The following is a 13,879-nucleotide window of genomic DNA, read 5'->3' on the forward strand; positions in this document are numbered from 1 at the left end:
CCTGTGGGGCTATTCCGACGCAACGCGGGGTCGGCCACTGGCCTCAACGGTAATCAGTGCCTCGACGAACACCTCTTGCGCTTCGATACGGGCTGTGCGGATGTCTCGATCAACCACGACCCGGATATCCGCAGCCCCGGCTTGGCGCACGGCGCCTTCCGCCTCACCCCGTAACACCGATTCAAGCAAGTCCAATGCTTTGCCGGATTCCGTGAAGTCCTGCGGCCCATCTTCAAGATGTACCCTGAACCGCCCCTCGGACGGGGATGTCACTGTGCCGGATCGGCGCAGGGTCAGTCGTCCGACCACAGCACCGATGGCATTGGCCACCCCCGCGTGTTCAGGCAGGATCATGCGGGCGTGCAGCCGTTCCCCAACCGCTGGGTAATAACTGGGAGCCGAGGCCCCAAGGCCCACCACATCCACATTCAACGCTGTATCCAGCGCCAAAAGTCCACGATGGCGCGCCAGCCCTTTTTGCGTCAGAACGTGTCGGGCAAGATCGGCAGACGGCACGCCAAAGTCATCGGCCTCTTCAGCAAAAGCACTCTCTAACAAGGTCAATGCGGTCTGTTTGGTCAGCTGATCCACAATCATCTGCGCCAGCTTTTCCGGTGATCCGGCCAACATATCGCCGGTTCCCACACGCTTGCGCGCGACAATCTCCAACGCCTTACGTGCCGCATCCGCATCCCACGCGTCCAACCGACCCAGCACATGGCTGGCATCAGACGGCGTCACGCCCGAGACCTGAACGATCCCGCGATCGACCAGGCGCGTCAGAGCACCGTTTTCCATCCGGGTGCGCAACAGATCGCTGAGCGGCATGACCTTGTTGCCCAACCGCTCCATCAGCGCCTCTTCCCGCACGCCCAGGCCTTCGGCGTGGATGCCGGGAACCTGGCGGGCAAACCGGGTGTCATGTTCGCCCACCGTTGTGGACCGCAGCTGTGACTCTAAGGCCGCGTGGACAACATCCGGTGCCTCGGACGCAATCAGGGAAACCGGCAAAACCCGCCGCGGCCCCAAAAATACACCACCGTCCAACCCTTCGGTCACCACATGCACCTGACTGTCACCGCCCAAACCATGGGTACGCATCGCCACCGCCTCGACCATCGTACGAAACCCGCCGACCTGCGCGCCCGCCGGGTCTATCGCAGGCTTGCTGTCGCGGATCAGGGCTACATCCGTGGTCGTTCCACCGATATCCGACACCAGCGCATTCTCGGCCCCGGTCAGCCAACTGGCCCCGACGATCGAGGCCGCTGGCCCACTGAGGATGGTCTCAATCGGTCGTTCCCGTGCCTGTTCGGCGCACATCAACGCTCCATCCCCGCGCACAACCATCATTGGCGCGGTTATGCCCAATTCCAGCAATCGATCCTGTGCGCGCCCGATCAACCGATCGATCATCCCGATTAAGCGGGCGTTCAACACCGCCGTCACCGCCCGTTTCGGGCCGTTCAATTTTGCTGACAGATGATGCGAACATGTCACCGGCGCGCCGGTCCTGTCGGTGATGATCCGTGCGGCTTCCAACTCATGCGCGGGGTTGCGGGTAGCGAATTGCGAGGCCACTGCAAAGCCCGATATCCCCTTATGAGAGTCTAAAAATGCTTCCAATGCGGTCACATCCATTGGCATGGCCTCGCCTCCGGCATGGGTATGACCCCCGGAAATTACCAGCGCCGGATCACCCTTCAGCGCATCCCGCAATCCGTGCTTGTCCAGATCGCCATCCTTGAACCCGATATAGATTAACGCAACACGTCCACCCTGCCCCTCAACCAACGCATTCGTGGCCAGTGTGGTCGACAAGGACGCCATGGAAATCTGTCCCGGTGCCACCTGCGCCGCATCCAAAACTGCTTGAATCGCCCTACCCACACCAATCGCCAGATCGGCCCGCGTGGTCAGGGACTTGGCCGAGGCGATGACCTCACGCTCATCCCGGATCAGCACCGCATCGGTGTAAGTTCCACCCGTATCTACCCCCAAAGCCAGCGCCATCGGGTTCTCCTTCCTGTTCGCTGCTGATGGGTGTAGCGGTTTGGACCGACACGTCCAGCCTGTTTGCGGCACTTACGCCAGTTGTTCGACCGCCCAGCGCGCGGCATCTGCCACCGTTGGGTCCGGGTCTTCCATCAATCCTTGCGCCACCGGTTGCAACGAAGGTATTCCCGAATTGCCGATGGCATACAGAACATTACGCACGAACCGCTCGCGCCCGATCCGTTTGATGGGCGAACCGGAAAACTTCGCCCGAAACGCGGCATCGTCCAATACCGCCAGCTCCGCCAGGGGCGGCGCTTTCAGATCATCCCGGGCAGCGTACCGGACATCACTCGCCGCGACGGCGAATTTGTTCCACGGACAGGCTGCCAGACAATCGTCGCAGCCGTAAATCCGATTGCCCAGCTTGCCACGCAGACCTTCCTCAATCGGGCCTTTATGTTCGATTGTCAGATATGAAATGCAGCGCCGCGCATCCAACTGATACGGGGCCGGAAACGCGTCCGTCGGACATGAATCCAAACAAGCCCGGCATTTTCCGCAATGATCGGTTTCGGCCACATCGACCGGCAAATCCAAAGTTGTAAAAACAGAGCCTATAAAGGCCCAATTCCCCCAATCCCGGCTGACGAGGTTGGTATGTTTTCCCTGCCAACCCAGCCCTGCGGCATGGCCTAACGCCTTCTCAGGAACAGGCGCGGTATCAACAAAAACCTTAACTTCTCCGCCGCCTTCGGTAACCAGCCAGCGCGCCAGCCGCTTCAGCCGTTTTTTGACCAGATTATGATAATCCTTGTTCTGTGCATAAACGGAAATCGCTGCCCTGTCCGGATGATCCAGTATTTCCGTTGGATCATGCTCGGGCGCATAGCTTTCGGCCAGCATGATCACCGACCGCGCCTCGGGCCACAGGGCCGCCGGATCACCCCGCCAATGGGTGCGCTCGGCCATCCAGCCCATCTGCCCATGAAATCCGGCCTGCAAGAACGCTTCTAACCGAGGAGGAACTTGCGGCACATCCCACGGCCTGCAAATGCGGCAGGACACAAAACCTTCGCTCAAGGCCTGCGCCACCAGTTTGTCTTTCAAAGATGATCCGCTCTTCATCTGGCCAAAAATACCTTCGGGGGTGAATTGGCCCAAAGGGCCAAGAGGGGGCAGACGGCCCCCAGCACCACCCTATCAGAAATCCAAATCAGCGTAATGCGCAGGGGGGCGGAATCCAGGCACCTGATCCGCAAGGATCGACCGAAACGCGGGACGCGACTTTATCTTGGCATACCAGTCTTTCACCGCTTGCGATCTATTCCAGTCCACATCCGAGATATAATCCAGCGCCGACAGATGCGCAGCAGCAGCAAAATCGGCCAATGTCATCTGATCCCCCGCCAGCCAACGGCGGTGATCCAGCAGCCAGGCCATGTAGTCCAGATGATATTTGATCGCCCGCGCGCCTTCCTTGACGTTCTTGCTGTCCGGATAGCCCTCACCGGTGACTTTCTTGTTCACGCGTTCATACAGCAGTTTCGAGGTCACCTCGTGATGGAACTTATCATCGAACCACCCCACCAAACGCCGAACTTCGTACCGGCCTTCGGGTGTTTTCGGCATCAACGCAGGCTCCGGGCGCGTTTCCTCAATATATTCGCAAATCGCCGCGCTTTCCGCCATCACCTGCCCGTCCAGTCGCAACACCGGCACCTTTCCGGCAGGATTGCGGCGCAGGAAATCCGGGTCTTTCTCCCAGTACTTCTCCTCGACCAGCTCAACCTCGATCTTCTTTTCCGCCAAAGACAGACGAACCTTGCGGCAATAAGGGGACAGGGGAACGTGAAACAAACGCGCCATGAGCTTCCAATCGAACCAGTGTATACCCCCCAGCTTTAGCCTTGAGGGATGTTGAGTTTCAATCCTCGAAACAATCCGCGCGACCATCTGCGCGGATGGTGGCCGCCCCGTCCAGGATCGACGCGGCCCGTCTGCGCGTCCGCACTGACGGATCAGTGACTGAGCGATTGCGGGGTGAGGGCAAAATTGCCGCGATCCGGGCCGCCTGAACCGGGTTCAGCCGGGCAGCGGATACGTTGAAATTGCTTTGGGCCGCGGCTTCGACCCCGAACACGCCCTGTCCGGTTTCAGCCACGTTTAAATAGACCTCAAGAATACGCTGTTTGCTCCAGAATATTTCGACAACCGGCGTGATCGAAGTTTCCAGCGCCTTGCGCACCCAGCTGCGGCCCTGCCACAGGAATACGTTCTTCACCACCTGCTGGGTAATGGTCGACGCCCCGCGTGATCCGCCATCTTCCAGCGCATCGCGAATGGCCTCGACGTCAAAGCCCCAGTGTTGGCAGAAATTCGCATCCTCAGCCGCAACAACCGCACGGGCCATGACGGGCGAAATCTCTTCTATCGGCACCCAGTCACGCTCGACCTTGCCCAGCCTGCGCCATTCCGACCAGATCGTGTGGGTCACCGGCGGGTTCACCACCGAATACAAAGCGACCAATGCAACGACGAACACAACGGCCGCCAACAAGCCACGACTGACCCATCGGCGAAGCCGTTGCATCAGTGGGGTTTTGGCTTTGGATGCCTTTTTTTTCTTACCGCTTTTTTTGCGGACTGCTGCTTTTGCCATGTCACAGCTATACGACGTTGGGCGCGCGTTTGAAACGGGTGTTGTCGGTATAAGGGTTTAAGAAAACCCGCGCAGCCAATTGGCGCGCGGGTTTGAGTCTGGTCTGTTGTAACCTGTTATTCGGCCGGAACAGCCGTTGCTTCGTTGGTCAGAGGGTGGCTGAGCTTGTTCAGCATCTCTTTTGGGCAAACCTGCAAGAAGCTGGTCTTTTCAACATCCCAATGCTGCAGAATGTCGGCGGCCTTGCGGCTAAAGGTTTCAGCCTGATGGGTTTCGATCAGCGATTTCAGCTGATCTTCCCAATGGTCGACGGTCACCGGGCAGGTCACCAGCGTTTCCATGTTCATCAGCGCCTGCGCCTTGCCTTCCGGGTCGTACAGATAGGCCATACCGCCGGTCATGCCCGCTCCAAAGTTGGCACCAATATCACCTAGGATCACCGCGATTCCGCCGGTCATGTATTCACACCCGTTCGATCCGCAGCCCTCGATGACAACGGTTGCACCCGAGTTCCGGACCGCGAAACGCTCACCCGCGCGACCTGCGGCAAACAGGTGGCCATCGGTGGCGCCGTACAGGACAGTGTTGCCGATGATGGTGTTGTCATCCGCCTTCAGCGGGCTGACCTGTGGTGGGCGCACGACGATGGTGCCGCCCGACAAACCCTTGCCGACATAGTCATTGGCGTCACCCGACACTTCCAGCTTCAGACCGGGTGCTGCAAAGGCCCCCAGCGACTGACCGGCCGAGCCCTGCAGTTTGACGTGCAAGTGGTCGGACTGGAACGTGTTCCGCATGCCAAAGTTCTGCACGATATGGCTTGAGACGCGGGTGCCCACAGTCCGGTGCGTGTTCTGCACCGCATAGGACAGCTGCATTTTCTCACCGTCTTTCAGGAACCGCGCTGCATCCCGCACGATTTCAGCGTCCAACGTATCCGGCACCGCGTTACGGTCCTTGTCGCGGTTGTAGACGATATCATGCGCGCCATCGACGGTGATCAGCAGCGGGTTGAGGTCGAGATCGTCCAGATGCGCCGATCCCCGACTGACCTGCGCCAACAGGTCGGCCCGGCCGATGATCTCATCAATCGAACGCGCGCCGAGGCTGGCCAGCAGCTCGCGCACTTCCTGCGCGTAGAAGGTGATCAGGTTCACCACCTTGTCTGCGTTGCCGGTGAATTTGGCGCGCAGGTCCTCATCCTGCGTACAGACACCGACGGGGCAGGTGTTCGACTGGCACTGACGCACCATGATACAGCCCATCGCGATCAGGGCGGCGGTGCCGATACCGTATTCCTCGGCCCCCATCATCGCGGCCATGACGATATCGCGACCGGTCCGCAGACCACCATCGGTCCGCAGGGTGACGCGGTCGCGCAGGTTGTTCATCGCCAGAACTTGATGCGCTTCGGTCAAGCCCATTTCCCACGGCAGACCGGCATATTTGATCGACGTCGCGGGCGATGCACCCGTACCACCGTTGTGGCCCGAAATCAGAATCACATCCGCCTTGGCCTTGGCCACACCGGCAGCAATTGTGCCAACGCCCGAAGACGCCACCAGTTTCACCGTCACCTTGCAGCGCGGGTTGATCTGTTTCAGATCATAGATCAGCTGCGCCAGATCCTCGATCGAGTAAATATCGTGGTGCGGCGGCGGTGAGATCAGCGTCACGCCCTTGGTCGAATGGCGCAGACGCGCGATCAAGTCGGTGACCTTCATGCCCGGTAGCTGACCACCCTCACCCGGTTTAGCACCCTGGGCGACCTTGATCTCCAGCTCTTCACACTGGTTCAGGTATTCGGCGGTCACACCGAACCGGCCCGAAGCCACCTGTTTGATTTTGGCCGAAGGATTGTCGCCATTGGGTTCCGGCACGAAATGCGCCGGATCTTCACCACCCTCGCCCGAGTCGGATTTCGCACCGATCCGGTTCATCGCCACGTTCAGCGTCTTATGCGCCTCGGGGCTGAGTGCGCCCAGCGACATGCCCGGCGTGACAAAGCGTTTGCGGATCGAGGTGATCGATTCCACCTCTTCGATCGGCACCGGTTTGCCCATGGGTTTGAAATCCATCAAGTCGCGCAGATGGATCGGCGGGTTCGACTGCATCTTGGTCGAATATTGCTTCCACAGCTCATAAGACGCGCGGTTACAGGCCATTTGCATCATATGCATCGAGGTCGCTTCCCACGCGTGGGTCTCACCCGACTTGCGTGCTTTGTAGAAACCGCCGATGGGCAGCACATCCAAACCGCTGTCCCAGCCCTTGGCGTGAATTTCTTCGGCTTTGACGCGGATGCCGTGGATCCCGATGCCCGAGATACGGCTGATCATGCCCGGGAAATATTCGGCCACCATGGCACGGCTCAGACCCACGGCCTCAAAGTTCAGACCACCGCGGTACGAGGAGACAACCGAGATGCCCATCTTGGCCATGATTTTGAGAAGACCCTGATCGATCGCCTCGCGATAGCGGGCCACATTTTCGGTCAGCGTGCCATCCAGCAGGCCACGTTCGATCCGGTCGGCCAGCGAGTCTTCGGCCAGGTAGGCGTTCACAACTGTCGCGCCACAGCCAATCAACACGGCAAAATAGTGCGGGTCGATACATTCCGCCGACCGCACGTTGAGCGAGCTGAAGGTCCGCAGACCCTGACGTGTCAGATGGCTGTGTACCGCGCTTGTGGCCAGGATCATCGGCATCGCCACTTTGTCCGGCCCGGAATACTGATCGGTCAGCACCAGATGCCCGGCACCAGAACGCACGGCCTCTTCCGCTTCGGCTCTAATACGGGTCAATGCGCGGTCCAGCGCACCCTCACCGGGTTCAAAGCTGCAATCGATCTCAGCCAGTGGTGCGTTGAAGTTTTCGGCCAGAATTTCCCACTGGGCGTTGCCGACAAAGGGGCTCTCCAGAACGATGATCTCGGTCTGGCTACTGTCCTCGTCCAGTACGTTCTTGAGGTTCCCGAACCGCGTCTTCAACGACATCACGCGGTATTCGCGCAAGCTGTCGATGGGCGGGTTGGTCACCTGGCTGAAATTCTGCCGGAAGAAATGGCTAAGCGGGCGGTACTGCTTTGACAGCACGGCTGAAGGCGTGTCATCCCCCATCGAGGCCAAGGCCTCTTTGCCGTCCTCGGCCATGGGCGCAAGGATCTGCTCAAGTTCTTCAACCGAATATCCAGCCGCGATCTGACGCTTTCGTAGTTCCTCCCCCCTAAACAAGGGTTGTTCGGTTACACCGCCCAGCGTTGCGTCCAGATCGTTGATTTTACCGACCCAATCGCCAAAAGGCAGGGCGCGCGCCAGCTTGTCCTTGATCTGCTTGTCACGGAACAGCTTGCCCTTCTTCATGTCCACGGCCAGCATCTGCCCCGGACCCAGCGCGCCTTTTTCGGTCACAGTGGCCTCGTCAATCGGCACCATGCCAGCCTCAGAGCCGGCAATCACCAGACCATCGCCTGTCACCACATAGCGCATCGGACGCAACCCGTTCCGGTCCAGACCGGCACAGACCCAGCGGCCATCAGTCATCGCCAGCGCGGCGGGGCCGTCCCACGGCTCCATCACCGAGTTGCAGTAGGAATACATGTCACGCCAGGCCTGCGGCAGTTCCACCGCCTGCTTGGACCAGCTTTCTGGCACCAGCATAGTTTTTGCCATCGGGGCCGAACGGCCAGCACGCACCAAAACCTCGAAAACCGAGTCTAATGCGGCCGAATCCGACGATCCACCTGCGATGATCGGCTTAATGTCTTCGGCATAGTCGCCAAAGGTGCTACTGGCCATGCGGATCTCATGGCTTTTCATCCAGTTGACGTTGCCCTTCAGGGTATTGATTTCACCATTATGGGCCAGCATCCGGAACGGTTGCGCCAACCACCATTGCGGGAAGGTGTTGGTCGAATAGCGCTGGTGATAGATCGCAAAGGCGGATTCAAACCGCTCATCCATCAGGTCGGGGTAGAAAACCGCGACCTGCTCAGCCAGCATCATGCCTTTATAGATGATCGAGCGGCAGCTCAGCGACGCCAGATACAGGTCCGAAATCCCGGAAGCGGCGGCAGCTTTTTCAATACGGCGACGGATGACGTACAGCTCACGCTCGAACGTCTCTTCATCTACACCTTTCGAGTTCGAGATCAGGATCTGTTCGATCTCGGGACGGGTCGCGTTCGCCTTTTCGCCTAAACAGGTCACATCAACCGGCACGTGACGCCAACCATAGATGTAGTAGCCCATACGCAGAACTTCGGTTTCAACGATGGTTCGGCACTGTTCCTGCGCGCCGAAATCGGTACGAGGTAGAAACACCTGACCAACAGCGATCAGCTGGTCCAGATTGGGTTCGTGCCCTGTGCGGCGGACCTGGTCATAGAAAAAGCGAACCGGGATCTGCACGTGAATACCGGCACCATCACCGGTCTTACCATCAGCATCCACGGCGCCGCGGTGCCAGATCGCCTTCAGCGCATCAATACCGGCGTCGACAACCTTGCGCGATGCTTTGCCGTCAACGGATACAACTAGACCCACGCCACAGGAAGAATGCTCTTCTTCTTCTGAATAGAGACCGTTTTTCGCCATCCATTCACGTTTGGCTTCTTCGGCCCGTACCCAATCGGCATCATATTTGGTCATTGGCTGTCTCCTTCTTCCGAGGGGGCAAACATCGCCTCGACCTCGGCTTTGGTCATTTGCTTGCGCTCACCTGCGAACGCATACCCTTCGGGCTTTTTGTCGATAAAAAGTTCCAGTTGCAGTCCGTGGCCCGTATCTTCGAACAGGCCCGCTGCCATTTCTGTGTGTCCGTGCATGTCGCCGGGCGCGGTGACCCGGTACCACAGGGCCGAGCCGCATTCGGCGCAAAAGGCGCGTTCGGCCCAATCGGACGAAGCGAAGGTCTTAACCGGTCCCAAGGCGGCATACCCTTCTTCAGCTTGAAAACTCACCAGCATTGAACTGGTCCAGCGGCGGCACTGGTCGCAATGACAGGCACCCAGCGCATCCTTCGCTGGGGTGGCGGTGACGGTGACCGCACCGCACATGCATTGGCCTTGCAGTTCAGGCATTCCTGACCCTCCTGTCGCTGGGCTGGGTGTTACTCGGCTGCGACGGCAGCCTTGCTGTTGAACCTGTCGATAATCGCATCGGCACAGTCGCGCCCGTCACGGATCGCCCAGACCACAAGCGAAGCACCGCGCACGATGTCACCAATTGCATAAACACCATCCATCTCGGTCTCGCCGGTCTGGAACGCGGCCTTTACGGTGCCCCAACGGGTCACGGGCAGGTCGGGCTGGCCAAACAGCTTGGGCAGGTCTTCGGGCTCAAAGCCCAGCGCCTTGATGACCAGATCGGCCTCTTCGACGTAGTCCGCGCCTTCGATTACCTCGGGGGCCTGACGGCCAGTTGCATCTGGCTGACCCAGACGCATCTTTTGCACCATCACGCCAGATACCTTGTCGTCGCCAGTGAAACCCTTGGGGGCGCTAAGCCATTCAAAGATCACGCCTTCTTCCTCGGCATTCTGCGTTTCACGCTGCGATCCCGGCATGTTCGCCCGGTCGCGGCGGTACAGGCATTTGACCGATGTCGCACCTTGACGGACCGAGGTACGTACGCAGTCCATCGCGGTATCGCCGCCACCAATCACGACAACCTTTTTGCCGTCAGCATTCAGTCGGCCATTGTCAAAATCTTCGACCGCGTCACCAAAGCTTTTGCGGTTCGAAGCGGTCAGGAAATCAATGGCAATTTCGATACCGCTCAAGCCGCTGCCCGGCATGGACAGATCACGGGACTTGTAGACCCCGGTTGCGATGATCACGGCATCATGCTTGGCGCGAATGTCGTCGAATTTGACGGCGTCCACGTCGCAGTTCAGCTCGAACTTGACCCCGCCTTCAGCCAGCAAATCGTTGCGACGCTGAACAATTTCCTTTTCCAGCTTGAAGCCTGGAATACCGTACATCAACAGGCCACCGGCACGGTCGTGACGATCATACACAGTAACTTGAATGCCAGCCCGACGCAGCATGTCAGCAGCCGCCAGGCCGCCGGGCCCACCACCGATGATACCGACACTTTCGCTGCGTTCGGCACCGGGGGCGGCAGGTTTGACCCAGCCTTTATCCCAGGCTGTATCGGTGATGTACTTTTCGATCGTGCCGATGGTGACCGTGCCGTGACCGGATTGTTCGATTACACAGTTGCCTTCGCACAGACGATCCTGCGGGCAAATGCGGCCGCAGATTTCCGGGAAGGTATTGGTGGCCTGGCTGGTCTGATACGCCTCTTCCAGACGGCCCGTGGCGGTCAGGCGCAGCCAATCAGGAATGTTGTTGTGCAGCGGGCAATGCGACTGACAATAGGGAACACCGCATTGGCTGCAGCGACTGGCCTGTTCTTCCGCCTTGGCAGCAGCGTATTCAGCATAGATTTCGTCAAAGTCTTCTTTGCGGTCATCGGCGGCACGCTTTTCAGGCATGACGCGGTCGATCTGCACAAATTTCAGCATCGGTTGCTTGGCCACGGGTCAGACTCCATGAATTGGCTTGGTCGCGCCTGTTTAAGAGATACCTTACCGGATTAAAAGTCAATTGTGCTGACCTAAATTGAAAAAATACTTGGCGTCAGGAAAAGTAATTGGAAAATGTCATCATTTTTAGTTCCGTTTCGGACCTTTTTACATGCTTTCCTTTTCGGCACCGCACTTATACCCATTTCCCCAAACAATACGCGGCGGCAGCACGGCAGGTTAGATGAGTCTTTTTCAGTTGATTCTCGTGGCGATTATTCAGGGGATAACCGAGTTTTTGCCGATCTCTTCCTCGGGTCACCTGATCCTGTTGCCCAGCCTGACCGGAATGGAAGATCAGGGCCTGGCCATCGACGTCGCCGTGCATGTCGGCACGTTGGGCGCGGTTATCCTGTATTTCTGGTCCGATGTGAAACAGACCGTTGCCGGCCTGCCACGCGCCCTGACCGGGCAGATCGACACCCCGCAAGCAAGGCTGGCGATGAGCCTAATCATCGCAACGATTCCCACGGTTATCGTCGGTGCCATTTTGTTCACAACCGGGCTCAGCCAATCCCTCCGCTCGATGGCGGTGATTGGCTGGACCATGCTGGGCTTCGGATTGTTACTGTATTGGATGGACCAAAAGGGCCCCCAATCCAAGAACACCAACGATTGGGGCCCGCGCGATGCGGTCATCATGGGTTTGTGGCAGGTTCTGGCGTTGATCCCCGGCACCTCGCGGTCCGGCATCACCATCACCGGCGCGCGGCAGCTGGGCTATAGCCGCGAAGACGGCGCGCGGATCGCGATGCTGATGTCGATCCCGACGATTCTGGCGTCAGGCGTATTGCTGTCGACACAAGTAATCCGTGAGGCGGATGCCCAACTGGCCAAGGACGGCGCCATAGCCGCCTTTTTTGCCTTTATCTCGGCCTTGCTGGCCCTGTCCTTGATGATGCGCCTGCTGCGCAGCGTCAGCTTTACGCCTTATGTGATCTATCGTGTGATTCTCGGAGCAATCCTGCTGGTGATTGCCTATAGCTGATCAGGTACGCAGGTTGTCTGCCGATTTCTGGATCTCATCATACTGGCCCGAGGGACGGAACTTCCACAGGTAGTCCGGCAAGATGGATTCCAAAGTGGCCGGTTCGATCCCCAAATCGCCAAAGCCTTTGGCATCGTCCGACACCACATTGTCCCGGCGCAGGTTCGTCAACTGATCGCGCGTCAGGATGTGGTTGGGAAACAGCTGAAAGCTGACAAATTTCACGATATCCAGCACGCCCGCCATGATCCGGGCGGCCCAGAACGGCACACCAACAATCACCCGGCGACGGTGAATCACCCCCAGCATCTGCTGCATCAACGCACGGAAGGATTTCACCTCGGGGCCGCCCAGCTCATAAGGGCCGCGCTCGGCCTGCCCCAGAACGCCCTGCACGGCGGCCTTGGCGACATCATCCACATAGACCGGCTGGAACTTGGTTTCTGCCCCGACCAAGGGCAGAAACGGCCCCATCCGGGTCATCCCGGCAAAGCGGTTAAAGAACTGGTCCTCGGTCCCGAAGATGATCGACGGGCGTAAGATCACCGCGTTCGGCATATGCGCCAGCACACCGGCCTCGCCCTGTGCTTTGGTGCGGGAATACTCGCTTTTGGCCGTGGCATCCGCGCCGATGGCTGAGATATGCACCATCCGCGCAACACCCTGTTCGGCAGCGATACGCGCGATCCGCTCAGCCCCTTCGGCCTGCACCGCGTCAAATTCGTTTTTACCCAGCTCGTTCAGCACACCCACGCAATTCACCACCGCATCGGCCCCGTGCATCACGGCCGCAACCGAGGCATCATCGCGGATGTTGCACAAAATGGGTTCAACCTGACCAACCACGCCATAGGGTTTGACGAACATCGCCTCGTTCGGTCGCCGCACTGCGACCCGCACACGCCACCCTTCATTTGCCATACGCCGGGCGATATACCGACCGACAAATCCCGATCCGCCATAAATCGTGACCAGTTTGGACATGCGAGGGCTCCTGCTGATGGGTCTTGACCCGATCTACCGCCCAAAGCCCCGGCAAACAAGGCGCAATAACGCCGCGCGTCCGCGAAAACCCCGGCAATTTCCCAAGTGTTTCGGAGGTGAGTCAAAAAACTTGTCAAAATCTTCCCGAATCTGGTTGACGCCCCCCGTCAGTAGGCTTAAACGCCGCTCCACGACACCTGCCCAGGTGGCGGAATTGGTAGACGCGCTAGCTTCAGGTGCTAGTGTCCGTATGGACGTGGAGGTTCGAGTCCTCTCCTGGGCACCATATTCCCTACAGATTATTTGGCTTGTCTCTGATGCGTATCAAATACGTGTTCGGGTGACGTATTCCCCCAATTTTTAACTATTGGACGTCTCTCCCTTCGGGCTATGCTTTGCCAGATTTCCGCGAAGACAGACTGGCTAAATGGTCCCGTTCAGGCCTTAGCGAGACCCGCATCTTTCGTGACGCCACGTCACGAAAACTGGCCTGGTGAGTGAGTATCTTTACGTAAAGGTAAGCTTTCCAATCATTTTTTGACTGGCCGGTTAATAAATGACGCAAAAACCCGGATTCTTCCCCCTTACGGTGGCAAACGACCTGCCTAAATGCGCCCTGTCGCTGCGGATCATCACTCACGGATTAATGATCCTCGAGCTCT

At 58.6% G+C, this 13,879-nt stretch carries 9 protein-coding genes and 1 tRNA gene; 2 read left to right on the plus strand and 8 right to left on the minus strand.

Going from position 1 to position 13,879, the window contains the following annotated elements:
• Positions 1-9: 9 nt before the first annotated feature.
• The 7 genes from AB1A64_RS15985 to AB1A64_RS16015 form a co-directional block, all read right to left on the minus strand.
• The gene (locus tag AB1A64_RS15985; protein WP_366552323.1) at positions 10-2,013 is read right to left on the minus strand and encodes a hydantoinase/oxoprolinase family protein; all 2,004 of its coding nucleotides are present in this window, start codon (positions 2,011-2,013) and stop codon (positions 10-12) included.
• 72 nt (positions 2,014-2,085) lie between these two features.
• Entirely contained in the window at positions 2,086-3,123 is a 1,038-nt protein-coding gene (queG, locus tag AB1A64_RS15990) for a tRNA epoxyqueuosine(34) reductase QueG (protein WP_366552324.1), read from the minus strand.
• Positions 3,124-3,198: 75 nt separating this feature from the next.
• A complete protein-coding gene (locus AB1A64_RS15995) occupies positions 3,199-3,864 on the minus strand; it encodes a glutathione S-transferase family protein (protein ID WP_366552325.1) in 666 nt (221 codons plus the stop codon).
• Positions 3,865-3,922: 58 nt separating this feature from the next.
• On the minus strand, positions 3,923-4,657 hold the full coding sequence (mtgA, locus tag AB1A64_RS16000; protein ID WP_366552326.1) for a monofunctional biosynthetic peptidoglycan transglycosylase: 735 nt from the start codon (positions 4,655-4,657) through the stop codon (positions 3,923-3,925).
• A 116-nt stretch (positions 4,658-4,773) separates the two neighbouring features.
• Positions 4,774-9,306: a glutamate synthase large subunit gene (gene gltB / locus AB1A64_RS16005; protein WP_366552327.1), complete on the minus strand. Its 4,533-nt coding sequence runs from the start codon at positions 9,304-9,306 to the stop codon at positions 4,774-4,776.
• On the minus strand, positions 9,303-9,737 hold the full coding sequence (locus AB1A64_RS16010) for a GFA family protein (protein ID WP_366552328.1): 435 nt from the start codon (positions 9,735-9,737) through the stop codon (positions 9,303-9,305). Before AB1A64_RS16010 ends, gltB begins: the two co-directional genes overlap by 4 nt.
• Before the next feature lie 29 nt (positions 9,738-9,766).
• Positions 9,767-11,200 carry an NAD(P)-dependent oxidoreductase gene (locus AB1A64_RS16015; RefSeq protein ID WP_366552329.1) on the minus strand — a complete coding sequence of 478 codons (1,434 nt, stop codon included), beginning with the start codon at positions 11,198-11,200 and terminating at the stop codon, positions 9,767-9,769.
• A 229-nt stretch (positions 11,201-11,429) separates the two neighbouring features.
• Between AB1A64_RS16015 and AB1A64_RS16020 the strand changes: the two genes are divergently transcribed.
• Positions 11,430-12,233 carry an undecaprenyl-diphosphate phosphatase gene (locus AB1A64_RS16020; RefSeq protein WP_366552330.1) on the plus strand — a complete coding sequence of 268 codons (804 nt, stop codon included), beginning with the start codon at positions 11,430-11,432 and terminating at the stop codon, positions 12,231-12,233.
• On the opposite strand, the gene AB1A64_RS16025 is transcribed toward AB1A64_RS16020, so the two are convergent.
• The gene (locus AB1A64_RS16025) at positions 12,234-13,217 is read right to left on the minus strand and encodes a complex I NDUFA9 subunit family protein (protein ID WP_366552331.1); all 984 of its coding nucleotides are present in this window, start codon (positions 13,215-13,217) and stop codon (positions 12,234-12,236) included.
• Positions 13,218-13,416: 199 nt separating this feature from the next.
• Between AB1A64_RS16025 and AB1A64_RS16030 the strand changes: the two genes are divergently transcribed.
• A tRNA-Leu gene (locus AB1A64_RS16030) sits at positions 13,417-13,503 on the plus strand.
• Positions 13,504-13,879 lie beyond the last annotated feature (376 nt).

Source organism: Ruegeria sp. ANG10 (genome assembly GCF_040705255.1).
GTDB lineage: Bacteria > Pseudomonadota > Alphaproteobacteria > Rhodobacterales > Rhodobacteraceae > Ruegeria.

Bases quoted from the DNA above. Each gene is read 5' to 3' on its own strand.
- queG (WP_366552324.1), bottom strand. From the start codon at position 3,123: ATGAAGAGCGGATCATCTTTGAAAGACAAACTGGTGGCGCAGGCCTTG.
- AB1A64_RS15985 (WP_366552323.1), bottom strand. From the start codon at position 2,013: ATGGCGCTGGCTTTGGGGGTAGATACGGGTGGAACTTACACCGATGCG.
- mtgA (WP_366552326.1), bottom strand. From the start codon at position 4,657: ATGGCAAAAGCAGCAGTCCGCAAAAAAAGCGGTAAGAAAAAAAAGGCA.
- AB1A64_RS16010 (WP_366552328.1), bottom strand. From the start codon at position 9,737: ATGCCTGAACTGCAAGGCCAATGCATGTGCGGTGCGGTCACCGTCACC.
- gltB (WP_366552327.1), bottom strand. From the start codon at position 9,306: ATGACCAAATATGATGCCGATTGGGTACGGGCCGAAGAAGCCAAACGT.
- AB1A64_RS15995 (WP_366552325.1), bottom strand. From the start codon at position 3,864: ATGGCGCGTTTGTTTCACGTTCCCCTGTCCCCTTATTGCCGCAAGGTT.
- AB1A64_RS16020 (WP_366552330.1), top strand. From the start codon at position 11,430: ATGAGTCTTTTTCAGTTGATTCTCGTGGCGATTATTCAGGGGATAACC.
- AB1A64_RS16025 (WP_366552331.1), bottom strand. From the start codon at position 13,217: ATGTCCAAACTGGTCACGATTTATGGCGGATCGGGATTTGTCGGTCGG.